Here is a 21,619-nt window from a genome sequence, read left to right as displayed (position 1 = left end):
GCCCGCCGTTCCGGTGCTTGCCCGCTCAGATGGCAGTACCACCGCCGTCGGCATGCAACACCGAGCCGGTGATGAATGCCGCCCGCGGCGAACTCAGGAACAGCACCGCGTGGGCGATCTCCTCCGGGGTTGCCGTGCGTCCCAGGGGCAGGGCGCGGCCGAGTTCCTCGTTGGTGTCGCCCCATTGAGCCGCGACGCCTTCGGTGCGGGTGGGCCCCGGCGCGACACTGTTGACTCGCACTCCGCCGGAACCGAATTCGGCGGCCCAGGTGCGGGTCAGCGATTCGACGGCGGCCTTGGAAGCACTGTAGGTCGAGGCACCTGGCACGCCCTTGGACGCGACCATCGAGGTGACGTTGACGATGCTGCCGCGGCCGCGTTCGAGCATGCCGCCCACCAGCTGTGCGACGAGGAAATAGGTGCCCCGCACGTTGGTGTCGAAAGTCCGCTCGAAGGAGGCGACATCCTGTTCGACGGTGAGTGCTCCGGGGAACGCCGCGGCGTTGTTGACCAGGATGTCGAGCTCGCCGCATTGCTGTGCGAGAGATCGCACCGAGTCGAGGTCGGCGAGGTCGGCGCTGACGAACCGGACGTCCCCACCGAGCGTGGCCGCGGCGTCGCGTCCCCGTTGTTCATCTCGCCCGGTGATGGTCACCGCCGCGCCGGCTCGGGCCAGCAGGTCGGCACAGGCCAGGCCGATGCCCGCGGTGCCGCCGGTGACCAGTGCGCGATAGCCGTTGAGTTCTGTCGATCCGGATTCCATGGTGTCCTCTCGTTGTTCGTCACGCGACATTTCGGGTGCCGCCGTCTTCGTGGGTGGTCCAGCGGTCGTCTGCGACATCGGCGAGCGCGGCCCGCAGGCGTTCGCGGCTGCGCGCGATGCGTGACATGACGGTTCCCAGCGGGATTCCCATGCGGGCAGCGACCTCGGCATACGTGCAGCCCTCGATGTCGGCGTAGTACAACACCGTTCGGAAACCCTCGGGCAGTGCCTGCAACGCATCACGGATCCGGTCGTCGCAGAACAGGTCGAGCGCAAGGTCCTCGGCGGAGCGCTGGACGATCGTGGAATGGGTTGCGCTGCCGAACATGTCGCTGTCGGTGAACTCGGGGACGGCGAACGTGTCGGGACGACGTTGCTTCATGCGGTGCGTGCTGATCCACCGGTTGTGCAGGATGCGGAACAGCCACGCACGGAGATTGGTGCCCGGTTCGAACCGGTGGAAACCGGTGTAGGCATTCATCAATGTGTCTTGGACCAGGTCCTCGGCGTCGGCCTGGCTGTGCGTCAGGCGCCGCGCGGTGCGCAGCAGGACGGAGTGAAATGGCATGGCGTCGCGCACGAACCGGGCCGCCAGTTGCGCGTCACAGTCGGCCACTGACGTGATATCGGCTGACGGGGCGGTTACGACTCTCGTCATGATCAGAACTCCAGCGTTTGAGAACAAGAACGAATGTGTCCTCAGCCTGGTTCGCGAAAGCTCGTAGCGGACCCTTGAGAATCCGTGGTCCTCGTAGTCCGTGGGGTGGACACCGGATAGACATGCACGCCGACGGCGCCGACCGTTAAGGTCAGCGCATGGATGTGCGCGTCGTCGACCACCCCCTGGCCGCCGCGCGGCTGACCACCCTGCGGGACGAGCGGACCGACAACGCAGGGTTCCGTGCGGCGCTGCGCGATCTGACGATGATGCTGGTGTACGAGGCGACCCGGGACGCTCCCTGCGAGCAGGTCGCGGTGCGCACCCCGGTGACCGATACGACCGGGTCGCGGTTGGCCAATCCGCCGCTGTTGGTGCCGGTGCTGCGGGCGGGGCTCGGGATGGTCGACCAGGCGCACGCGCTGATCCCGGAGGCACAGGTCGGGTTCGTCGGGATGGCGCGCGACGAGTCGACGCACCAGCCCACGCCCTACCTGGCGTCGCTGCCCGACGACCTGAGTACGCGGTCGGTGTTCGTGCTCGACCCGATGCTGGCGACGGGCGGATCGATGGCCTACACCCTCAACCTGCTCAAAGAGCTCAACGCCGACGACATCACCGCGGTGTGTGTGGTGTGTGCTCCGCAGGGGATCGCCGCGCTGGAGAAGGTCGCCCCCGAGATCCGGTTGATCACCGCGACCATCGACGAGGGCCTCAACGAGATCGCCTACATCGTCCCGGGGCTCGGCGACGCCGGGGACCGTCAGTTCGGCCCGCGCTAAGGCCGCTCAGGCTCGGTCGCGGTCAGGTACGGCCGGGACAACACCAGCGCCGCCGCGGTGGCCAGCATGAGCACATACACCGGCAGCAGATGGATGAAGGTCGTGTACCCGATCGCGTAGTGCACGGCCAGCGCAGGCAACGTGCCCGTCACGAACCCGATCAACAACGACCACCACACCCAGCGCTCGCCGCGGCGGAATCCCCACAGCGCGATCAATGCGATCGCGAGCCCGGAACCGATCAGAGCCCCACCGAATCCGGCCCGGTCGTGGGCGATGAAGCCGAGCAGTTGCGGTTCGGCGGCCCGCAGCGTCGCACCGTGGGTGTGCAGGTAGCCCAGGTCGGTGCTGACGAACACGTCGGTCAGCCCGACGAACGAGATGGTCGCCCCGGCGACGGCGAGCCCGGCGCCGAGTCCGATGAACAGCAACTGGCCCCACAACGCGCGCCGGCGCTGTGATTCCGGGCCGTCCGGCAGCGATCGCCATCGGGGCGGGTCGGGCTTGTTCCAGACCGCAGCCAGCAGCATCGGGAACAGCGTCACCACCACCAGCGTGTGCAGGGGATCGACGAACCCTGTCCCGACGAAGTAGAACAGCGTGAGGAACGCGACGAGGCCCGAGATGAGCAGGGCCGTGCGTGCCCACGCCAAGCCGCGCCTGATGCCGCCCCAGGACAATCCGGCGTACAGCGCGCCGAGACCGATCATGTTGCCCGCCATGCTGATCCGGTCATGTTGGATGAAATGCACCAGGTTGTCGTTGATCTGGCGCAGGTCATCCACCCCGAGGCCGAGATAGGAACGGTCATAGCTGAGCAACACCGGACCGAGCGTGATGGCGCCGGCACCGACACCGGCCACCATCAAGCCGAGTCCGGCCAGCACACCCCACAGCCAGCCCGGCCAGCGAAACGGGTTGAGCCCGGCATCGGCCAGGCCCGGCGGCGGCGTCGATGTCTGCGAGGCCGCCTCGATCACGCGGTTGAACCAGCCCGGACCGGTCGCGAGCAGTACGCTCGGCCGGGCCAGCACGATGACGTCCGGATCTTGCAGCGCCACAACGGCGGCCGTGACGTCAGGATCCGACAGGTAGCGGTGCTCACCGCCTGCACCGATGACCACGTCGTCGACGTCAGCGGCGATCAGTTCGGCTACCTCGGCCGAATCCACCCGCGCGACGACACGGCAGCGCCGACCCGTGGCGGCCCGACGTACGGTTTCGACGTCGGCGGCGGTCACGGGCGCGATCTCGATGATGCCGGCACCCTGGACCGGCAACACCAGTACGGCGTCGCGCGCCACCGACGGCGGGACCACCGCCCCGAAGCGGCCTAACCACTCCGGCGGGACCGGCGGGTGATCGAAAACCCTTGGGATCCAGCGATACCCGCCCGCCTCGACCAGCGCGGCCAGAAACCGCAGCGCCCAGCGCTGGGTACGATGTTCCCCGAGGACAGCGGACGCGATGGGGCGAAGCGGTTGATAAGTCCAGTCCGGCATTACGTATCCGGCTACCAGCGCGCAGCGGCGTCGGCGAGGTCCTGGCTCAGCTTCTGAGCGTGGGCCCGTGCGGTATCCAGATCATCGGTCGGTGCACAACGAACTTCGGTGTAGGACTTGAGTTTCGGCTCGGTTCCCGATGGACGTACCACCACGCGGACCGAGGTGCCTGCGTCCTCACCGGTGAAGATCAGCGCATCGGTGCGTTGTTGTCCACGCCGCTCCAGCAGATCTTCGACGGTGACGGCGATCCCGGCCAGTTCGGTCGGCGAGTCCTCGCGCAATCGGGCCATGGCCGTTTCGGCGTCGTCGACGTGGCGCGTGACCGCGCCCGTCACGTGCACGCCGTGCGCCTTGGCCAGCGCATCCAGGGCGTCGAGTATGGTGCGCCCCTGAGCGCGTAGTGCGGCCGTCAGATCAGCGGCCAGGATGGCCGCGCTGATCCCGTCCTTGTCGCGTACCGAGGCCGGGTCGACACAATGCCCGATCGCCTCCTCGTAGGCGTAGACCAGGGTGTTACCGGGTGACTGGGCGCGGGCCAACCACTTGAATCCGGTGAGGGTTTCCGCGTGCTGGGCACCGTGCGCCGCCGCGATGGCGGCCAGCATTCGCGAGGACACCACGGTGCTGGCGACCAGGGCAGCTTCGCTCACCGGGCCGGGCTCGAGCTGAGACAAGATGTAATCGCCGAGCAGCCAGCCGGTTTCGTCACCGGTGAGCATGCGCCAACCGTCTGGGCCCGGCACCCCGACGGCGCACCGATCGGCATCGGGGTCAAGGGCGATCGCGATCTCGGCGTCGATGTCGTCAGCCAGGGCGAGTAGCGCGTCGACCGCACCCGGCTCCTCGGGATTGGGGAAGCTGACCGTGGGGAAGTCCGGGTCGGGCGCGAACTGTTCCTCGACCACGTGCACGTCGTCGAATCCGGCCAGGGCCAGGGCATCAAGCGCGTACTCGCCGCCGACTCCGTGCAGGGGCGTCAGCGCCACCCGCACCGAACCTGTGCTGCGACGGACCCGGGCGGCCCGCTCCAGGTATCCGTAGACCTGATGGCGCCCACCGGTTTCCACGGGGGATCGGCGGATTTCATCTGCGTACGGCGCCCGAGCCACCGCTGCCTCGATCTCACGGTCGGCAGGGGAGATGATCTGCATGCCACCGTCGAGAAACACTTTGTAGCCGTTGTCCGTCGGCGGATTGTGCGACGCGGTGATCTGGATGCCGGCAACGGCAGGCAGGTGCCGAACGGTGTAAGCGACGATCGGTGTGGGGACTGCGGCCATCATGAGGACAACCTGGAAACCCTCGGCGGCAAGGACTTCGGCGGCCGCCAGAGCGAACTCGTCGGAACGGTGCCGGGCATCGCGGCCCACCACCACGTGCGACCCGCCCAGGCATCTGTCCTTCAGGACCTGGGCCAGTGCCCAGGTGGTACGGATGACAACGGCCAGGTTCATGGCATCGGGCCCGCCCCGCAACGGTCCGCGCAGCCCGGCGGTGCCGAAGGTCAACGGATTGCTGAACCGGCGGTCGAGTTCTTCGGGAGTGCAAGAGGACAATTCGGCCGCGGTTTGAGGGTCGGGGTCATGCGCGATCCATTCGGCGGCGGCGGTCGCGATGGTGGTCATGACCCAAGTGTGCCCGCAGCGGCGTCGGAGTACGCCAGCTTGCGCAGGACCGGTGCCACCAGCATCAGCAGATCGAACTCCAGATCGGTGAGGTTCTCCCGCATCGTGGCGTGCAGCCAGGCATCGCGTTCGTCACGGTCGGCCTGCAGCAACGCAGCTCCTGCAGCGGTGATCTCGATGAGCTGACGGCGGCGGTCGTTCTCGTCGGGACGTCGCGCGATCAGCCCACGGCGCACCAGTTCGTTGATGCTGTCGGTCAGTGACTGGGCCCGCACATGCAGCCGCGCGCCCATCTCGGCCGGGGTGGTGGTTCCGCTGCGGCTCGCCTCGCCCAGCAGCTCCAGCTGGCTCAACGTCAGGCCGTGATCCGGACGGTGCCGCCGCATCTGCCGGGTCACCGCCATCATCGACTCGCGCAGTTCAGTCGCCGATGTTGCCGCCATAAGAAGGTTATACCTTGGTATTCGACGCGATTGAAGCATTTGAATGCCATTACACCGTGAATATTGCGAAGGTATCCCTTACTATCTCGGTAGGAGGTGCATGACGGGGATGACACGGACGCTGCGGTGGATGTTGCTTCTCGTCGCGACCGTCGCCGTCACCGTCCCGCTCACCCTCGTCGACGTGCCCTCGGCCGCGCTGTTCGCGGGACTCGCGGTAGGCATCGTGCTGGCGCTGGTCTCGCTCGCCCCGGAACAGATGCCGCGCCCGGCGGGGGTGATCGCCCAGGGTGTGCTGGGCGTGTACATCGGCACGATGGTCCATCGGGACGCCGTCAGTGCGCTCGGATCGGACTGGCTGATCGTGCTGGTGATCACCGTGGCCACGTTGCTGCTCAGCATCCTCGCCGGCGGATTGCTCGGTCTGCACCGCGACGTCAGTCCGCTGACCGGCTCGCTGGCGCTCGTGGCCGGGGGCGCGTCGGGCCTGGTGGCCATCGCCCGGGAACTCGGCGGCGACGATCGCGTCGTGTCCGTCGTCCAATATCTTCGGGTGGCACTGGTCACCGGGACCATTCCGCTCGTGGTGACCCTGGTCTTCCACGCCGACCGGTCGCATCCGCCGTCGGACCCGGCTGAAACTGCTTCGGCACCTTGGTATCTCAGCCTGGCCATGCTTGCCGCGATCGTCGCAGTCGGGGTGGTCGGCGGGCGTTGGGCCAGGTTGCCGGGCGCCGGACTGCTCGGCCCGCTGGCCCTGACGGTGGCACTGCAGCTCACGGGTCTGTCCTTCGGGCTGGCCGTTCCGGTGCTTCTGGTGCAGGCCGCCTACATGGTGATCGGCTGGCAGGCCGGCATCGCCTTCACCCGCGACTCGCTACGGGCGATCGGCCGGATACTTCCGTTGGCGTTGACATTGATAGTCGTGCTCGGCGTGGCGACTGCCGGGCTCGGGGTGGTGCTGGCCAACGTCACCGGGATGACGCAATTGGAGGGCTACCTGGCGACCAGTCCGGGTGGCGTCTACGCGGTGCTCGCCACCGCGGTGGAGACGGGGTCCAACGTCACCTTCATCATCGCTGCCCAGGTGCTCCGGGTGCTGCTGATGCTGTTCGCCGCCCCGCTCATGGCGCGGGTCATGGCCCGGCTGGCCCGGCGCCGCGACGAGCCTCACGGCCGGCGGGACGAACCGGTGGCCGCCGTCGGGCGATAGCTGATCGGCCTGCTCATCGCCGGTTCAGGCCGGACAACTGCCAGGCAAGCGCGCGGCGGACGGCGGGCAGCTTGCCGGCCAGTCGCATGACGCGATTGCGGAGCGGGCGGCGGCGGGCCGATGCGGTGGCGAGTTCGGTGAGCCGGCTGGTCATCGAGACCACACGACGGGCGGTGTGGCGGCGGGTGGCCGCGTACTCGTCGAGCACGGCGTTGTCGGCTCCGGCGTCCAGTACCTGCGCCAGGTGCTCGCCGAGGACGACGGCATCCTCGATGCCGAGGTTCATCCCCTGCCCGCCGGCGGGGGAGTGCACGTGGGCGGCGTCGCCTGCCAGCAGGATGCGGTGGTCGCGGAACGCGTCGGCAACTCGGTGATGCACCCGGAACCTGGAGCCCCACACCACCTCTTCGACCACCGCGGGCTCGGCCACCGGGCCGCGCTCATCCAGCAGCGACTGCACAAACGCGACGTCCGGGTGCTGCGGGGCTTCGTCCACTGTCGCGACGATGCGGTACATCCCGTCGGGCAGTGGTGCGACGACGACCAGCCCGGCCGGCGAGAAGTACAGGATCACCTCGTCGGCCGGCACGCCGCCGGACAGCCGGACATCGGCCAGCGCGAACGACTCGCCGTAGGTGCCGCCGTTGAACGCGATCCCGGCGTGTTCGCGGACGGTGCTGTGCATGCCGTCGGCTCCGATCAGGTACCGGGCCCGGATCTGCTGGCCATCGGCGAACGTGGCCATCGCCTGGTCGGCGGTCTGCTGGATCCCGATGACCGAAGCGGGGCGGACGACCTTGCCGCCCAGCTCCTCGAGCCGATTGAGCAGGAACGCCTCGGTGTCGGCCTGCGAGATCATCAGTGTGTACGGGTAGCGGGTCGGCAGCTGGCTGAACGGTACCGCGATCAGGAGATCGTCGCGGTCCCGGATGGCGAAGGTCGGCGTGTGCACGCCGCGAGCGACGAGGTCCGCGACCACCCCGTAGGGCTCCAGCAATTCCAGGGTGTGCGGGTGGACCACGGCGGCCCGCGAGGTGTTGGTGCCCTCGGCCTGTCGATCCACGACGGTCACCTCGTGACCGTGCTGGATGAGCACGATGGCGGCGGTCAGGCCGACGGGTCCGGCTCCGACGATCAGGACGTCGGTGGTGAGCGCTTGCATCTTCGACTCCTTTGTCAACAACTGTTGGTCAACGCTTGTTGACATCAAATTAGGCCTGTGGGGACTGGATGTCAACGGTTGTTGACCTACACTTGTTGACATGCGACGACCGGCAGCCGAGACCAAGTCCGTGATCCTCGCCGCGGCTCGGGAGCGCTTCGCCGCCGACGGATACGAGCGCGCGACGATCCGGGCGATTGCGGCCGACGCCGGGATCGACCCGGCGATGGTGATGCGCTACTACGGCAACAAGGAGCGGCTGTTCGCCGCGGCCGCCGAATTCGATTTGGAACTACCGGATCTCACGCGGATCCCACGCGAAGAGATCGGCGCCGCGCTGGCCGCGCATTTCCTCGAACGCTGGGAGCGCGACGAGGCGCTGTTGATCCTGTTGCGAGCCGGCGTCACCAACGAGGCAGTGGCCGAGCGGATGCGCACGATCTTCGCCGCACAACTCGCCCCGGCGATAGCGCAGACCACTGGCGACGCTCCCGACACCCCGGTGCGGGCCAGCCTCGCCGCGTCCCAGGTACTGGGCATGGCGTTGTGCCGCTATGTCCTGGAATTCCCGCCTCTGGTCACCATGTCGCGCCAGGAGGTCGTCGACTGGATCGCACCCACCCTGCAGCGGTATCTCGTCGGCTAGATCTGTCTGATCACCGAAGCCAGCAGGGAACCCATCCGGGTTGCGGACTGACGCCCGGCCTCGAGGACCTCGGTGTGGCTGAGCGGTTCACCCGTCATCCCGGCAGCCAGGTTGGTCACCATCGAGATGCCCAGCACCTGCAGGCCGGCGGCCCGGGCAGCGATGGTCTCGTGCACCGTCGACATGCCGACCAGATCGGCTCCCAGGGTGCGCAGCATCCGGATCTCGGCCGGTGTCTCGTAATGCGGGCCGGGCAGCCCGGCGTAGACGCCCTCGGCCAGGGTCGGCTCGATCTCTCGGGCCAGCGCTCGAAGTTTGGGGGAGTAGGCGTCGACCAGGTCGACGAACTGCGCACCTACCAGCGGCGACCGCGCCGTGAGGTTGAGGTGGTCATTGATCAGTACCGGCTGGCCCACCTGATACTCGGCACGCAGCCCGCCGGCCGCGTTGGTCAGAACCACGGTGGACACGCCCGTTGCCGCAGCCGTCCGGACCGGATGCACCACATGCTGCAGGTCGTGGCCCTCATAAGCGTGGATGCGCCCGGCCAGCACCAGCACGCGGTGACTCCCGAGGCGCACCGAGTGCACCAGGCCGCCGTGGCCGGTCGCGGTCGGCGGGGTGAAGCCGGGGAGATCGGCCATCGGCACCGTTGCCACCGGCTCGCCCAGCTCGGTTACCGCGGGTGCCCAACCCGATCCGAGCACCACCGCGACATCGTGGCGTTCGACGCCGGTCCGTTCGGCGATGGCGGCGGCTGCCTGGCTGGATGCCTGGGGATCGGTCACGATAGGCGAGCTTAACCGCCGGAAACGGGCAGTGAGATACTGCGAGGATGCCGTCTGCCACCGCCTCGCTGAGCGTCGAGGACGCCATCAACCGGCGTCGTGGCGACCTCGTCGAACTCTCCCACTCGATACATGCCGAGCCTGAGTTGGCGTTCGCCGAGCACCGCAGCTGCGCCAAGACCCAGGCGCTGGTGGCCGAGTACGGCTTCGAGATCACCGCGGCAGCCGGCGGGCTGGACACCGCGTTCCGGGCCTCCTACGGCAGCGGCCCGCTGGTGATCGGGATCTGCGCGGAGTACGACGCCCTGCCCGAGATCGGGCATGCCTGCGGACACAACATCATCGCGGCCTCGGCGGTCGGCGCCGCGCTGGCTCTTGCCGATGTCGCCGACGAGCTCGGCCTGACCGTCGTGTTGATCGGCACCCCGGCCGAGGAACTCGGTGGCGGAAAAGTCTTGCTGCTCAATGCCGGTGTGTTCGACGACATCGCCGCCACGGTCATGCTGCATCCCGGGCCCGTGGACATCGCCGCGGCGCGCTCGCTGGCGCTCTCCGAGGTGACGGTGAATTACACCGGCCGGGAATCGCACGCCGCCGTCGCGCCCTATCTGGGTGTCAACGCCGGTGACGCGGTCACCGTCGCGCAGGTCGCGATCGGGCTGCTGCGTCAGCAGCTCATGCCGGGGCAGATGGTGCACGGCATCGTCACCCACGGCGGGCAGGCCACCAACGTCATTCCCGGTCGGGCCGAAATGAGATACACGATGCGGGCCACCGACATGTCGGCCCTGCGCGAGCTGGAAGACCGGATGGCGGGCTGTTTTTCGGCCGGGGCACTGGCGACGGGCTGCGAGCACCAGGTCACCGAGATCGGCCCGGCCTACGCCGAACTTGTGCCCGATCCGTGGCTCTCGGAGACCATCCGTGCCGAGATGCTGCGCCTGGGCCGTAACCCGTTGCCGGAGAACGTGGAGGCGAGTGTGCCACTGGGCAGTACCGACATGGGCAACATCAGTCAGGTGATGCCCGGCATCCATCCGGTGATCGGTATCGACTCGGGCGGCGCCGCGATCCACCAACCGGCGTTCACGGCTGCCGCGGCGGGTCCGAGTGCTGACAAGGTCGTGTTGGAAGGTGCAATCATGTTGGCCCGCAGCGTCGTTCAGCTGGCCGAGACGCCTGCGCAGCGGGACCGGGTCCTGGAGGCGCTGCAGAGGAGGCAGGCGTCATGAGTGTGCTGCAGCACGCGGCTGCCCGCTGGTTGTCGGCCAACTACGACGAGATGGTGTCGTGGCGGCGGCACCTGCACGCCCATCCGGAACTTGGTCGCCAGGAGTTCGCGACCACCGAGTTCGTGGCCCGCCACCTGGCCGAGGCCGGGCTGAACCCCAAGGTGCTACCCGGCGGCACCGGGTTGACGTGTGACTTCGGGCCGGAGGACCGCCCGCGGATCGCGCTGCGCGCCGACATGGACGCCCTGCCGATGGCCGACCGCACGGGCGCGTCCTACGCCTCCACGGTGCCCAACGTCGCGCACGCCTGCGGGCACGACGCCCACACCGCGGTACTGCTCGGCGCTGCGATGGCGTTGGCGTCGGTGCCGGAGCTGCCGGTCGGCGTCCGATTGCTGTTCCAAGCGGCCGAGGAGCTGATGCCCGGCGGCGCGATCGACGCGATCAACGCGGGTGTGCTGACCGGGGTGAGCCGGATCTTCGCTCTGCACTGCGACCCTCGGCTGGTCGTAGGCCAGGTCGCCACTAAGCCCGGACCGATCACGTCGGCTGCAGATTCCATCGAGATCACCCTGCACTCGCCCGGCGGGCACACCTCCCGGCCGCACCTGACCGGTGACCTGGTCTACGGGCTGGGAACGTTGATCACCGGGCTGCCCGGCGTGCTGTCCCGTCGCATCGACCCCCGCCACGACACCGTGATGGTGTGGGGCGCGGTCAATGCGGGTGTGGCCGCCAATGCCATCCCGCAGATCGGCACCCTGGCCGGGACCATCCGCACGGCAAGTCGCGATACCTGGCTGACGCTGGAATCGATTGTGGAAGAGACGGTTACGTCGCTGCTCGCGCCGCTGAACATCTCGCACAGCCTCAATTACCGGCGCGGCGTGCCCCCGGTGGTCAACGAAGAGGTGTCCACCCGCATCCTCACGCACGCCATCGAGGCCATCGGCCCCGACGTGCTCGCCGACACCCATCAGTCCGGCGGTGGCGAGGATTTCTCGTGGTACCTCGAAGACGTGCCCGGTGCCATGGGGCGGCTCGGCGTCTGGAGCGGACAAGGGCCGCAACTCGATCTACATCAGCCGACGTTCGACATCGACGAACGTGCGTTGGGCGTCGGTGTCCGGACGATGGTCAACATCGTCGAGGCCTCGGCGTAATTACGGCCCGATATTGCGGGCGGGACGGGTACGCAGATCGTGGACGTACTCGTCCGGCGCCCCGGCGATCTCAGCGGCGTCGGCCATCACTCCGAGATAGCGGGCCGAGGGCAGACCGCCCTCCCAGGCGTCGACCACGTATAGCCATGCGAGCACCGGGTCGGTCGTGGTGTCCGACGACAACCTGTGCACCCGGCAGCGGATCTTCTTGTGGAACCCGAGTTCGGAGCCCTCCCACCGATCGAGGGAATGCTCGTCGGCCGGCGTCATGTCGTAGAGCACCACGAACACCTTGGACAGCGGATCCTCGACGACGGTCGCCAGCGCGCCTTCCCAGCCGATGTCCTCACCGCCGAACGTCAGCCGCCAGCCGTGCAACCACCCTGTTCCGGCCATCGGGGAATGCGGAGCCCGCTCGAGCATTTGCTCCGGATGCATATTGGACCCGTAGGCGGCGTAAAGCGGCACGGTAAGACAGCTTAGTGCGCAAAGTTGGTTAGGTTGGTGCCGTGGCTACCCGCATCGTGATCATCGGCGGCGGACCCGCCGGCTATGAGGCGGCTCTCGTCGCCGCTGCCCGCGGCCCGGAGGTCGCTCACGTCACCATCGTCGACTGCGACGGCATCGGCGGCGCATGCGTGCTGTGGGACTGTGTGCCGTCCAAGACGTTCATCGCCTCCACAGGCGTGCGGACCGAACTTCGGCGCGCTCCCAACCTGGGATATTCGTTGGATTTCGAGCAGTCCAAGATCTCGCTGCCGCAGATCAACGAGCGGGTGAAGAACCTGGCCACGGCACAGTCCGAGGATATTGCCGACCGGCTGCGCAGCGAGGGTATCGAGTTGATCGCGGGCCGCGGCGAACTGATCGACGACGTCCCCGGCATGGCCCAGCACCGGGTCAAGGTGACCGGCCCGGACGGTGCTGTCAGCCAGCTGACGGCCGATGTGGTGTTGATCTCCACCGGCGCCAGCCCGCGGGTGCTGCCCAACGCCGTGCCCGACGGGGAACGCATCCTCAACTGGCGCCAGCTCTACGACCTCGAAGCGCTGCCCGAGCATCTCGTGGTGGTCGGGTCGGGTGTCACCGGCGCCGAGTTCGTCAACGCCTACACCGAACTCGGGGTGACCGTGACGGTCGTGGCCAGCCGCGATCAGATCCTGCCGCACGAAGACTCCGATGCCGCGGCTGTGCTGGAGGAGGTGTTCTCCGAACGCGGCGTCACCCTGGTCAAGAATGCCCGCGCCGAGTCGGTCACCCGCACCGAGAGCGGCGTGCGCGTCACGATGGCCGACGGGCGCACCGTCGACGGCAGCCATGCGCTGATGACGGTCGGCTCGGTGCCCAACACGAGTGGTCTCGGTCTGGAGCGCGTCGGCATCGAGCTCGGGCCGGGCAATTACCTCAAAGTCGACCGCGTGTCGCGGACCTCGGTGTCCGGCATCTACGCGGCGGGAGACTGCACCGGACTGCTGCCGCTGGCCTCGGTGGCGGCCATGCAGGGACGCATCGCGATGTATCACGCCCTCGGCGAGGCCGTGGCCCCGATCCGCTTGCGCACCGTCGCCGCGGCGGTGTTCACCCGACCGGAGATCGCCGCGGTCGGGGTTCCCCAGGCCGCGATCGACGACGGGTCGGTGCCGGCCCGCACCCTGACCCTGCCGCTCAACACGAATGCCCGGGCCAAGATGTCCAGCCTGAGCCGTGGTTTCGTCAAGATCTTCTGCCGCCCGGCTACCGGGGTGGTGATCGGCGGCGTCGTGGTGGCCCCGATCGCCTCCGAGCTGATCCTGCCGATCGCCCTGGCGGTTCAGAACGGTATCCCGGTCACCGAGTTGGCCCAGACCTTCTCGGTGTACCCGTCGTTGTCCGGTTCGATCACCGAGGCCGCGCGGCAATTGATGAAGCACGACGACCTGGACTAGCCGGCTGGTGTCAAGCCTGGCGGCGTCGTCGCATCAGCGCCGTGATGATGAGCGTCAGGACCCCGGCGACACACAAGATGCCGCCGCCGAAGATGGCGAAAATGCCGCCGACGAGCGATGCGGGTTTGGCGTCACCACCCACGCCGAACTCGTCTGAGGCAGCACCTTTGCATGTGACGGCATAGTCCGAGGCCTTTTGCACGGTCACGGTGAACAAGGCCTGCCACTGGTTGATCGTGAGGGTGCCGTCGTAGTTGTCCACCTTGATGTCATCGTCGGTACCGGTTCGAGTGCTGACGTTGCACCGAACGTGGTGATTCTCATCAGGTTCGGCAGCGAAGATCACCCTGGTCTCACCGGCGTCGAAGTGCACCGTCGTCGTCTCGCCGTTTCCGAAGGTGTGTTCGGCATCCGGTGCCGCGTCGGAAAAATTCCCGATCATCCCCGCGCCCCCGAGTGCCGCGACCAGAACCCCGACGATGAGCAGTGTCGCGCCGACGCCGTACCAGAGCTTCTTCGGCGCCGCCTTCTGTTGCGACGGGCCGGGAAAGTAACCAGGCGGCGGTCCGTATCCGTATCCCGTCGGCCCGACACCACCGGGCGGGTACGGCTGTCCCGGCAAGCCCGGGGGTTGATTCGACACGCTAGGGAACCTACCGCTCAAAAGGGCCGGCGCAGACGAATTGGACTGGCCGAGGACGGGCAGAATCGGGCAGATCCCACGTCACCCACGTAGCCTGGGAATCGTGACTGACCCGATCTCAGCACCGGGCGACGGGCAAACCTTCCTCGGACCGCAGCACAGGGCGCAAGCCTGGCAACGACTCGGCAGTGAACAATTCGACGTGGTGGTCATCGGCGGTGGTGTGGTGGGCGCCGGAGCGGCGTTGGACGCCGCGACCCGCGGACTCACCGTAGCGCTCGTCGAGGCCCGCGATTTCGCTTCCGGCACCTCCAGTCGCAGCTCCAAGATGTTCCACGGCGGGTTGCGGTATCTCGAGCAACTCGAATTCGGCCTGGTGCGTGAAGCCCTGTACGAGCGTGAACTGTCGCTGACCACGTTGGCGCCGCACCTGGTCAAGCCGTTGCCGTTCCTGTTCCCGTTGACCAACCGTTGGTGGGAGCGGCCCTATATCGCGGCGGGCATCTTCCTCTATGACCAGCTGGGTGGCGCGAAATCCGTTCCGGCGCAAAAGCATTTGACCAAGTCCGGAGCGCTACGGTTGGCGCCGGGGCTGAAGCGTAGTTCTCTGATCGGCGGTATCCGCTACTACGACACCGTGGTTGACGACGCCCGGCACACCATGACGGTGGCCCGTACCGCGGCCCACTACGGCGCGGTCGTGCGCTCGTCGAGCCAGGTGGTGGCGTTGCTGCGCGAAGGTGATCGCGTGGTGGGTGTCACGCTGCGCGATTCCGAGGACGGCGCCATCACCGAGGTGAGGGGCCACGTGGTGGTCAACGCCACCGGGGTGTGGACCGACGAGATCCAGGCCCTGTCCAAGGAACGCGGGCGGTTCCGGGTGCGTGCCTCCAAGGGGGTACACATCGTGGTGCCGCGGGACCGGATCGTCAGCGAGGTGGCGATCATCCTGCGCACCGAGAAGTCGGTGCTGTTCGTGATTCCTTGGGGTACGCACTGGATCATCGGGACCACCGACACGGATTGGAATCTCGACCTCGCGCATCCCGCCGCGACCAAGGCCGACATCGATTACATCCTCGGCCATGTCAACACCGTGCTGGCAACCCCGTTGACCCACGACGACATCGACGGTGTCTACGCCGGGCTGCGTCCGCTGCTGGCCGGTGAGAGCGAGGAGACCTCGAAGCTCTCGCGTGAGCACGCCGTCGCGGTGCCCTCTCCCGGGCTCGTGGCGATCGCCGGCGGAAAGTACACCACTTACCGAGTGATGGGCGCTGACGCGATTGACGCTGCCGCAGAATTCATCCCGGCCCGGGTGGCGCCGTCGATCACCGAGAAGGTCCCGCTGATGGGCGCCGACGGGTACTTCGCCCTGATCAACCAGACCGAATACGTTGGCAAGCAATACGGACTGCATCCTTATCGCGTCCGGCACCTGCTCGACCGGTACGGCTCGCTGATCAGTGAGGTGCTCAAGATGGCGGAGGGCCGGCCTGAACTGCTGGCACCCATCACCGCTGCGCCGGTCTACTTGAAGGTCGAGGCCTACTACGCCGCGGCGGCCGAAGGCGCTCTGCACCTTGAGGACATCCTGGCCCGCCGGATGCGGATCGCCATCGAATATCCGCACCGCGGAGTCGATTGCGCCCGTGAGGTCGCCGAAGTGGTTGCGCCCGTACTGGGATGGTCCGCCGAGGACGTCGACCGCGAGGTCGCCACCTATGTCGCCCGGGTGGAGGCCGAGGTGCTGTCGCAGACCCAGCCCGACGACGAGTCCGCCGATGCGCTGCGCCAGGCCGCGCCCGAGGCCCGCGCCGAGATCCTCGAACCCGTGCCTTTGAATTGACGGGACATTGAAGCGGGGCGGGCCCCAACGCTCTAAGCGCAGGCGCGCATCGCCGCCGCTGCCGGTGCGTGACGGAATCGGCCCGGCGCGGCTGCGGCTGCTTGGTCCGGCGGGCGGGAGCGCAGCGACCGGGGAATCCCTGGTGAACGTGTACGACGAGCTGCAGCAGCGGTTCGGTATCGGCACGAAAGTACTTGCCGGAGAAGTGCTTCTGCCCGATGGCACGGTTGTCGACGCCACCACGGAATTGCCCGCGGGCGCGCATGTCTACTTCTACCGAGATCTGGCTGACGAGGTGGAGGTGCCGTTCGACATCCCGGTGCTGTACCGCGACGACGACATCGTGGTTGTCGACAAACCACACTTCCTGGCCACGATGCCGCGCGGCGGGCACGTCGCGCAGACTGCGCTGGTGCGGTTGCGTCGGAAGCTGGACCTGCCGGAGCTGAGCCCGGCGCACCGGCTTGACCGGCTGACCGCCGGGGTGCTGCTGCTCACCGTGCGTCCCGAGGTGCGGGGAAGTTATCAGCGGCTGTTCGCCGAGGGTAAGACCCGCAAGACGTACCTGGCCCGGGCCGCAGGCACCGCCACGGTGTCGTTGCCCATCACCCTGCGCAGCCGGATCATCAAGCACCGCGGTCGGTTACAGGCCTTCGAGGAATGCGGGGCGCCCAACGCCGAGACCTATGTCGAGGAGCTGGGAAGCGGGCTGTACCGGCTGTCGCCCCGCACCGGGCAGACACATCAGTTGCGGGTCCACATGAACTCGATCGGGTTGCCGATCATCGGGGACTCCTTGTACCCCAACGTGATCGACGTCGCGCCGGATGATTTCGACCATCCACTGCAACTGTTGGCCCAGCGCCTCGAGTTCACCGACCCGATCACCGGTGAGGATCGCGAATTCGTGAGTGCGCGGACATTGGGCTGAAGCCTTGCACGACCGGACCGTGGTGATGGTCTACTGACGGGGTGAACCGTGAGACCTTTGACCATCTGTTCGACATGACCGACCGCACCGTGATCGTCACCGGCGGCACCCGTGGGATCGGATTGGCCCTCGCCGAGGGCTTCACGCTGGCCGGCGCGCGTGTGGTGGTTGCCAGCCGCAAGGCCGACGCCTGCGATCGGGCGGCCGAGCACCTGCGTGAACTGGGGGGACAGGCGATCGGGGTGCCCACCCACAGCGGCAACATCGACGAACTCGGCGCCCTCGTGGAGCGAACGGTCGCCGAGTTCGGCGGGGTCGACGTGGTGGTCAACAACGCGGCGAACGCACTGGCCCAGCCGCTGGGGCAGATGACGCCGGAGGCCTGGGCCAAGTCCTACGAGGTGAACCTGCGCGGACCGGTGTTCCTGGTGCAGCACGCCTTGCCGCATCTGAAGGCCAGCGCGAAGGCCGCGGTGCTGAACATGGTGTCGGTCGGGGCGTTCAATTTCGCCCCGGCGCTGTCCATCTATGCATCGGGCAAGGCCGCGCTGATGTCGGTCACCCGGTCGATGGCGGCTGAGTTCGCCCCGCTGGGAGTCCGGGTGAACGCCTTGGCGCCGGGACCGGTCGACACCGACATGATGCGCAACAACCCGCAGGAGGCCATCGACCTCATGAAGGGCGGGACCTTGATGAAGCGCCTGGCCACCCCGGATGAGATGGTCGGCGCGGCCCTGCTGATGTGCTCGGACGCCGGCAGCTACATGACCGGGCAGGTGATCATCGTCGACGGTGGCGGGACAGCGCGATGACGGTCCCGGTGTACGACGACTTCACCGTGATGCTCACTCACGCTTCGTGAACTGAGCCGTCCCGCTCAGACTGCCGGTGCCGACCGACAGGATCTGGCTGCGGTTCTCGACATGCAGCGCCGTTTCCAGGCAGCCGGCATCGAGATTGGCCCACAGCACCTGCTTGGTCGATTCCAGGCCGAATTTGCCATAGCCGCAGAGGGTTTCGGCGATCTCCAGGGCGGCTTCGAGCAGGTCGGCGGTGTCGTCGACGATGCGGGTGACCAGGCCGAGTCGCAGCGCCTCGGTCGCATCGACCGCCCGCGCGGTCAGGATCAGATCGAACGCCGGGCCCGCGCCGATGATCCTGGGCAGGGTATAGCTCACCCCGATGTCACAGCCGCCGATGCCCAGCTTGATGAACTGTGTGCAGAACTTCGCGGCGGGTCCGGCGATGCGGATGTCGCTGGCTGCGGCCAGCGCGAAGCCACCGCCGTAGGCAGCACCGTTGACCGCGGCGATGACGGGCTGGCGCAGCCGATGCAGCTTGACCGTCAAGTTGGCGATGCGTTCCTGCCAGCGCATGCCCGAGCGGGGAAACTCGGTGCCGCCGCCCGCCTCGGGCGGGTTGGGATTGCTCAGATCCAGGCCCGAGCAGAAGCCGCGTCCGGCGCCGGTGAGGACCACGACGCGGCACTCGTTGTTCGCCGCGATGTCGTCGAGGGTGGCGTGCAGGGCCTCGACCAGTTCGTACGACAACGCATTCAGTTTCTCGGGCCGATTGAGGGTGACGACTGCGATGTCGGGGCGCGGGTAGGTGAGGTCAAGTGGCTCTGCAAGGGACATGAGCGGGACCCTATCCGCCGCACCTTGGTTCAGACTGACACTTCAGCAAGGTCGGTGACGTCGCGGCGTTCCGGTCGCCGCGCCAGCATCGAATGGGAGCGGCCGTAGGCGAAGTACAGCACCACGCCGATCGCCATCCAGATCGCGAAGCGCAGCCAGGTCTCCAACTCGAGGTTGAACATCAGCCACAGGCAGCAGAGTGCGGCCAGAACCGGTATCACCGGAACGAACGGAACACGGAAGCCGCGCTTCAGATCGGGCCGGGTCCGGCGCAGGACCGGGACGCCGATCGCGACGAGGATGAATGCGAACAGGGTGCCGATGTTGACCATTCCCGCAAGAGTGCCGAAGTCGACGAACGCCGCGAGCAGCGCGCACACCGTTCCCACGATGACCGTCAATCGCACCGGGGTGCCCTGCCTGCCGGTGTACGCGAGGTGGCTGGGGAGGAGTCCGTCGCGCGACATCGCGAACAGGACCCGGGTCTGGCCGAGGAACATCACCATGACGACGGTCGACAGGCCGGCCAACGCTCCGATCGAAATGATGTTCTTCGCCCAAGTGTCACCGTGCAGGGCGAATGCCGTTGCCAGGGTGGCATTGTCGCCCTGGAGCTGGGTGTACGGCACCATGCCGGTGAGGACGAATGAGACGGCAACGTAGCACACCGTGACGATGGCAAGCGCTCCGAAGATGCCGCGCGGTACGTCGCGCTGCGGATTGCGGGTCTCCTCCGCGGCGGTGGCGACCACGTCGAAGCCGATGAAAGCGAAGAAGGCGATGCTGGCCGCAGTCAGCAGGCCCAGCCAACCGAAGCTCGAGCCGCCGGTCCCGGTGAGCCACCCGAGCATCGACTGGTGCACGCCGTCCGCTCTGGCTGACGGCTGAGCCGGCGGGATGAAGGGTGTGAGGTTCGATGCCTTGAAGTAGCCGGCGCCGACCACAAGGATCAGGACGATCACTGCGAGCTTGATCGCCACCGCGACGGCGGACACCCGTGAGGACAGCTTGGTCCCGGTCGCCAGCAGGAAACCGACGATGGCGATGATCACCACCGCACCCCAGTCGAACTTGACCGACCCGAAGTGCGCGACTGGCGACATCGATCCGCCGAGGATTTCGCCGAGGTATTGCGACCAGCCTTTGGCGACAACGGATACCGCGAGCGCGAACTCCAGTATCAGGTCCCAGCCGATGATCCAGGCGACCAACTCACCGAAGGTGGCGTAGGAGAAGGTGTAGGCGCTGCCCGCGACGGGGACGGTGGAGGCGAACTCCGCGTAGCAGAGTGCGGTGAGCCCGCAGGTGATTGCCGCGAGAATGAAGGCCAGCGATACGGACGGTCCCGCCATGGTGCCCGCGGTCTGAGCGGTCAGGGTGAAGATACCGGCACCGATGACGACCGCGACGCCGAAGACGGTGAGATCTTTTGCCGTCAGATCCTTGCGTAGCTTCGAGTCGGGTTCATCGGTGTCCCGGATCGACTGCTCTATCGACTTGGTACGGAACCATCCGCCGCCGGCCGACATCAGATCGCGCCGTCGAGGCGTCGTTCGGCGAACCGGTTCGCTGCCGCACCGATGCTGATCCCCGAGTCCCGTGCCGCAGAGATGATCTCGCGGGTTCGGTCGAAAATGCGGGTCACGTCGGCTTCTACCGTTGCGCGGTCAACGCCCTGCAATTCACCGGCGACCTGCATGAGACCGCCGGCGTTGGCGACGAAGTCAGGTACCCAGGTGATCTCGCGCCGGCGAAGCAGTTGCTCGACACCAGGATCGGCGAGCTGGTTGTTGGCCGCGCCGCAGATGAGCTTCGCCTCGATGGTTTCCGCGCTCGCAGGTGTCAGGATGGCCCCCAGTGCACACGGAGCGTAGATGTCGACGGGTGCGTCTGCCACCGAGCTCAGCAGGCGAACCGACGGATGATCGATCGAGACGCGACGCAGTGCAGCGTCGTTCACGTCGGTCACACCTACCTCCGCGCCGTCGGCGAGCAGCAGGGCGATCAGTTCGCGTCCCACCTTGCCGACGCCTTCGACGCCCACGGTACGGCCTGCCAACGATGCCGTACCCCAGACGGATTCGGCGCCTGCGCGCATGGCGTTGAACACGCCGAGTGCGGTCAGCCGCGCGCTGTCGCCGGAACCACCAGCGGCGGTACTGCGACCGGTCACGTACGTGGTGTACTTGCCGATGACGTCGAGGTCGTCGGTGTTGGTGCCGACGTCACCCGCGGTGACGTACCGTCCGCCGAGATTGTCGACGAACCGGGCGAAGGCGGCGAACAGCTCTTCGCTCTTGTCGCTGGTCGGGTCGCCGATGATGACAGACTTGCCACCGCCCAGGTTCACCCCGGCCGCCGCGGCCTTGTAGGTCATTCCCCAGGACAGCCGCAGCACGTCCTCGAGGGCCTCGAATTCGTCGGCGTACGGGTACATCCGGCAGCCGCCGAGCGCAGGGCCGAGGACGGTCGAGTGGATGGCGATGATCGCCTTCAGTCCGGACTTCTCGTCCTCGCAGAACACGACCTGCTCGTGGCTTCTCGCACTCAGCTCGCGGGATCGGCCGAAGACCCCGAGGGTGGTGGGCATGACTGTCACTAGGGATTCCTTTCTGGTGCCGCATGTTTGGCGGCGTGTGGTAACACTGCCGCTG

21 protein-coding genes are annotated in these 21,619 nt (G+C 67.4%); 9 read left to right on the top strand and 12 right to left on the bottom strand.

Annotation, left to right across the window (positions count from 1 at the left end):
* Positions 1 to 25: 25 nt before the first annotated feature.
* Both AC4ELH_RS15330 and AC4ELH_RS15325 read right to left on the bottom strand, forming a co-directional pair.
* Entirely contained in the window at positions 26 to 763 is a 738-nt protein-coding gene (locus tag AC4ELH_RS15330; RefSeq protein ID WP_448448606.1) for an SDR family NAD(P)-dependent oxidoreductase, read from the bottom strand.
* Positions 764 to 782: 19 nt separating this feature from the next.
* Positions 783 to 1,421, bottom strand: a complete 639-nt coding sequence (locus AC4ELH_RS15325) for a sigma-70 family RNA polymerase sigma factor (protein ID WP_463793338.1) — start codon at positions 1,419 to 1,421, stop codon at positions 783 to 785.
* A 158-nt stretch (positions 1,422 to 1,579) separates the two neighbouring features.
* Here AC4ELH_RS15325 and upp point away from each other — a divergent pair, with 158 nt between their 5' ends.
* Entirely contained in the window at positions 1,580 to 2,203 is a 624-nt protein-coding gene (upp, locus tag AC4ELH_RS15320) for a uracil phosphoribosyltransferase (protein ID WP_498885245.1), read from the top strand.
* On the opposite strand, the gene AC4ELH_RS15315 is transcribed toward upp, so the two are convergent.
* The 3 genes from AC4ELH_RS15315 to AC4ELH_RS15305 are packed head-to-tail and all read right to left on the bottom strand — an operon-like array spanning position 2,200 to position 5,776.
* Positions 2,200 to 3,705, bottom strand: coding sequence for a hypothetical protein (locus tag AC4ELH_RS15315; protein ID WP_498885243.1), 1,506 nt, complete (start codon positions 3,703 to 3,705; stop codon positions 2,200 to 2,202). The genes upp and AC4ELH_RS15315 overlap by 4 nt on opposite strands.
* Before the next feature lie 11 nt (positions 3,706 to 3,716).
* Positions 3,717 to 5,333, bottom strand: a complete 1,617-nt coding sequence (locus AC4ELH_RS15310; protein WP_064879405.1) for a phospho-sugar mutase — start codon at positions 5,331 to 5,333, stop codon at positions 3,717 to 3,719.
* Positions 5,330 to 5,776 carry a MarR family winged helix-turn-helix transcriptional regulator gene (locus tag AC4ELH_RS15305; protein WP_207549024.1) on the bottom strand — a complete coding sequence of 149 codons (447 nt, stop codon included), beginning with the start codon at positions 5,774 to 5,776 and terminating at the stop codon, positions 5,330 to 5,332. The genes AC4ELH_RS15310 and AC4ELH_RS15305 overlap by 4 nt, the downstream gene beginning before the upstream one ends.
* A 109-nt stretch (positions 5,777 to 5,885) precedes the next feature.
* Between AC4ELH_RS15305 and AC4ELH_RS15300 the strand changes: the two genes are divergently transcribed.
* Positions 5,886 to 6,989, top strand: a complete 1,104-nt coding sequence (locus tag AC4ELH_RS15300; protein ID WP_498886173.1) for an AbrB family transcriptional regulator — start codon at positions 5,886 to 5,888, stop codon at positions 6,987 to 6,989.
* Positions 6,990 to 7,002: 13 nt separating this feature from the next.
* Here the strand turns inward: AC4ELH_RS15300 and AC4ELH_RS15295 are convergent, their stop codons facing one another.
* Entirely contained in the window at positions 7,003 to 8,151 is a 1,149-nt protein-coding gene (locus AC4ELH_RS15295; RefSeq protein ID WP_498885240.1) for an FAD-dependent oxidoreductase, read from the bottom strand.
* Positions 8,152 to 8,251: 100 nt separating this feature from the next.
* Here AC4ELH_RS15295 and AC4ELH_RS15290 point away from each other — a divergent pair, with 100 nt between their 5' ends.
* Positions 8,252 to 8,797, top strand: a complete 546-nt coding sequence (locus AC4ELH_RS15290) for a TetR/AcrR family transcriptional regulator (protein ID WP_064959617.1) — start codon at positions 8,252 to 8,254, stop codon at positions 8,795 to 8,797.
* On the opposite strand, the gene AC4ELH_RS15285 is transcribed toward AC4ELH_RS15290, so the two are convergent.
* Positions 8,794 to 9,585: a purine-nucleoside phosphorylase gene (locus AC4ELH_RS15285; RefSeq protein ID WP_498885238.1), complete on the bottom strand. Its 792-nt coding sequence runs from the start codon at positions 9,583 to 9,585 to the stop codon at positions 8,794 to 8,796. The two genes, AC4ELH_RS15290 and AC4ELH_RS15285, sit on opposite strands and share 4 nt — an antisense overlap.
* Positions 9,586 to 9,632: 47 nt before the next feature.
* On the opposite strand from AC4ELH_RS15285, the gene AC4ELH_RS15280 reads away from it, so the two are divergent.
* Complete coding sequence (locus AC4ELH_RS15280; protein ID WP_498885236.1) at positions 9,633 to 10,817, top strand: M20 family metallopeptidase; 1,185 nt, start codon at positions 9,633 to 9,635, stop codon at positions 10,815 to 10,817.
* Positions 10,814 to 11,980, top strand: coding sequence for a M20 family metallopeptidase (locus AC4ELH_RS15275; RefSeq protein ID WP_064879413.1), 1,167 nt, complete (start codon positions 10,814 to 10,816; stop codon positions 11,978 to 11,980). Before AC4ELH_RS15280 ends, AC4ELH_RS15275 begins: the two co-directional genes overlap by 4 nt.
* Here AC4ELH_RS15275 and AC4ELH_RS15270 read toward each other — a convergent pair whose 3' ends face one another.
* Entirely contained in the window at positions 11,981 to 12,448 is a 468-nt protein-coding gene (locus tag AC4ELH_RS15270) for a gamma-glutamylcyclotransferase family protein (RefSeq protein ID WP_064879416.1), read from the bottom strand.
* 41 nt (positions 12,449 to 12,489) lie between these two features.
* On the opposite strand from AC4ELH_RS15270, the gene AC4ELH_RS15265 reads away from it, so the two are divergent.
* On the top strand, positions 12,490 to 13,905 hold the full coding sequence (locus AC4ELH_RS15265; RefSeq protein WP_498885233.1) for an NAD(P)H-quinone dehydrogenase: 1,416 nt from the start codon (positions 12,490 to 12,492) through the stop codon (positions 13,903 to 13,905).
* A gap of 10 nt (positions 13,906 to 13,915) precedes the next feature.
* Here AC4ELH_RS15265 and AC4ELH_RS15260 read toward each other — a convergent pair whose 3' ends face one another.
* On the bottom strand, positions 13,916 to 14,548 hold the full coding sequence (locus AC4ELH_RS15260) for a hypothetical protein (RefSeq protein ID WP_448442416.1): 633 nt from the start codon (positions 14,546 to 14,548) through the stop codon (positions 13,916 to 13,918).
* Between the two features lie 103 nt (positions 14,549 to 14,651).
* Here AC4ELH_RS15260 and AC4ELH_RS15255 point away from each other — a divergent pair, with 103 nt between their 5' ends.
* The 3 genes from AC4ELH_RS15255 to AC4ELH_RS15245 all read left to right on the top strand — a co-directional run bounded on the left by AC4ELH_RS15255 (position 14,652) and on the right by AC4ELH_RS15245 (position 18,140).
* Positions 14,652 to 16,397: a glycerol-3-phosphate dehydrogenase/oxidase gene (locus AC4ELH_RS15255; protein ID WP_064879423.1), complete on the top strand. Its 1,746-nt coding sequence runs from the start codon at positions 14,652 to 14,654 to the stop codon at positions 16,395 to 16,397.
* Between the two features lie 64 nt (positions 16,398 to 16,461).
* A complete protein-coding gene (locus AC4ELH_RS15250) occupies positions 16,462 to 17,328 on the top strand; it encodes a pseudouridine synthase (protein WP_498885231.1) in 867 nt (288 codons plus the stop codon).
* Positions 17,329 to 17,369: 41 nt separating this feature from the next.
* Positions 17,370 to 18,140, top strand: coding sequence for an SDR family NAD(P)-dependent oxidoreductase (locus AC4ELH_RS15245; protein WP_498885229.1), 771 nt, complete (start codon positions 17,370 to 17,372; stop codon positions 18,138 to 18,140).
* Positions 18,141 to 18,173: 33 nt separating this feature from the next.
* Here AC4ELH_RS15245 and AC4ELH_RS15240 read toward each other — a convergent pair whose 3' ends face one another.
* From AC4ELH_RS15240 to AC4ELH_RS15230, 3 genes are read right to left on the bottom strand one after another with little or no spacing between them, the layout of a single operon-like run.
* A complete protein-coding gene (locus AC4ELH_RS15240) occupies positions 18,174 to 18,965 on the bottom strand; it encodes an enoyl-CoA hydratase/isomerase family protein (protein WP_064879429.1) in 792 nt (263 codons plus the stop codon).
* 29 nt (positions 18,966 to 18,994) lie between these two features.
* On the bottom strand, positions 18,995 to 20,494 hold the full coding sequence (locus AC4ELH_RS15235) for an amino acid permease (protein WP_498885226.1): 1,500 nt from the start codon (positions 20,492 to 20,494) through the stop codon (positions 18,995 to 18,997).
* Positions 20,494 to 21,555 (bottom strand): Glu/Leu/Phe/Val dehydrogenase dimerization domain-containing protein, encoded by a 1,062-nt coding sequence (locus AC4ELH_RS15230; protein ID WP_498886171.1) that lies wholly within the window; start codon positions 21,553 to 21,555, stop codon positions 20,494 to 20,496. The genes AC4ELH_RS15235 and AC4ELH_RS15230 overlap by 1 nt, the downstream gene beginning before the upstream one ends.
* Positions 21,556 to 21,619 lie beyond the last annotated feature (64 nt).

Source organism: Mycobacterium shunyiense (genome assembly GCF_058270075.1).
This window is presented reverse-complemented; position numbering and strand designations above follow the sequence as displayed.

Coding starts and splice junctions, on each gene's coding strand:
- upp (WP_498885245.1), top strand. CDS start 1,580: ATGGATGTGCGCGTCGTCGACCACCCCCTGGCCGCCGCGCGGCTGACC.
- AC4ELH_RS15325 (WP_463793338.1), bottom strand. CDS start 1,421: ATGACGAGAGTCGTAACCGCCCCGTCAGCCGATATCACGTCAGTGGCC.
- AC4ELH_RS15240 (WP_064879429.1), bottom strand. CDS start 18,965: ATGTCCCTTGCAGAGCCACTTGACCTCACCTACCCGCGCCCCGACATC.
- AC4ELH_RS15230 (WP_498886171.1), bottom strand. CDS start 21,555: ATGCCCACCACCCTCGGGGTCTTCGGCCGATCCCGCGAGCTGAGTGCG.
- AC4ELH_RS15300 (WP_498886173.1), top strand. CDS start 5,886: ATGACACGGACGCTGCGGTGGATGTTGCTTCTCGTCGCGACCGTCGCC.
- AC4ELH_RS15305 (WP_207549024.1), bottom strand. CDS start 5,776: ATGGCGGCAACATCGGCGACTGAACTGCGCGAGTCGATGATGGCGGTG.
- AC4ELH_RS15280 (WP_498885236.1), top strand. CDS start 9,633: ATGCCGTCTGCCACCGCCTCGCTGAGCGTCGAGGACGCCATCAACCGG.
- AC4ELH_RS15310 (WP_064879405.1), bottom strand. CDS start 5,333: ATGACCACCATCGCGACCGCCGCCGCCGAATGGATCGCGCATGACCCC.
- AC4ELH_RS15330 (WP_448448606.1), bottom strand. CDS start 763: ATGGAATCCGGATCGACAGAACTCAACGGCTATCGCGCACTGGTCACC.
- AC4ELH_RS15315 (WP_498885243.1), bottom strand. CDS start 3,705: ATGCCGGACTGGACTTATCAACCGCTTCGCCCCATCGCGTCCGCTGTC.
- AC4ELH_RS15290 (WP_064959617.1), top strand. CDS start 8,252: ATGCGACGACCGGCAGCCGAGACCAAGTCCGTGATCCTCGCCGCGGCT.
- AC4ELH_RS15235 (WP_498885226.1), bottom strand. CDS start 20,494: ATGTCGGCCGGCGGCGGATGGTTCCGTACCAAGTCGATAGAGCAGTCG.
- AC4ELH_RS15295 (WP_498885240.1), bottom strand. CDS start 8,151: ATGCAAGCGCTCACCACCGACGTCCTGATCGTCGGAGCCGGACCCGTC.
- AC4ELH_RS15275 (WP_064879413.1), top strand. CDS start 10,814: ATGAGTGTGCTGCAGCACGCGGCTGCCCGCTGGTTGTCGGCCAACTAC.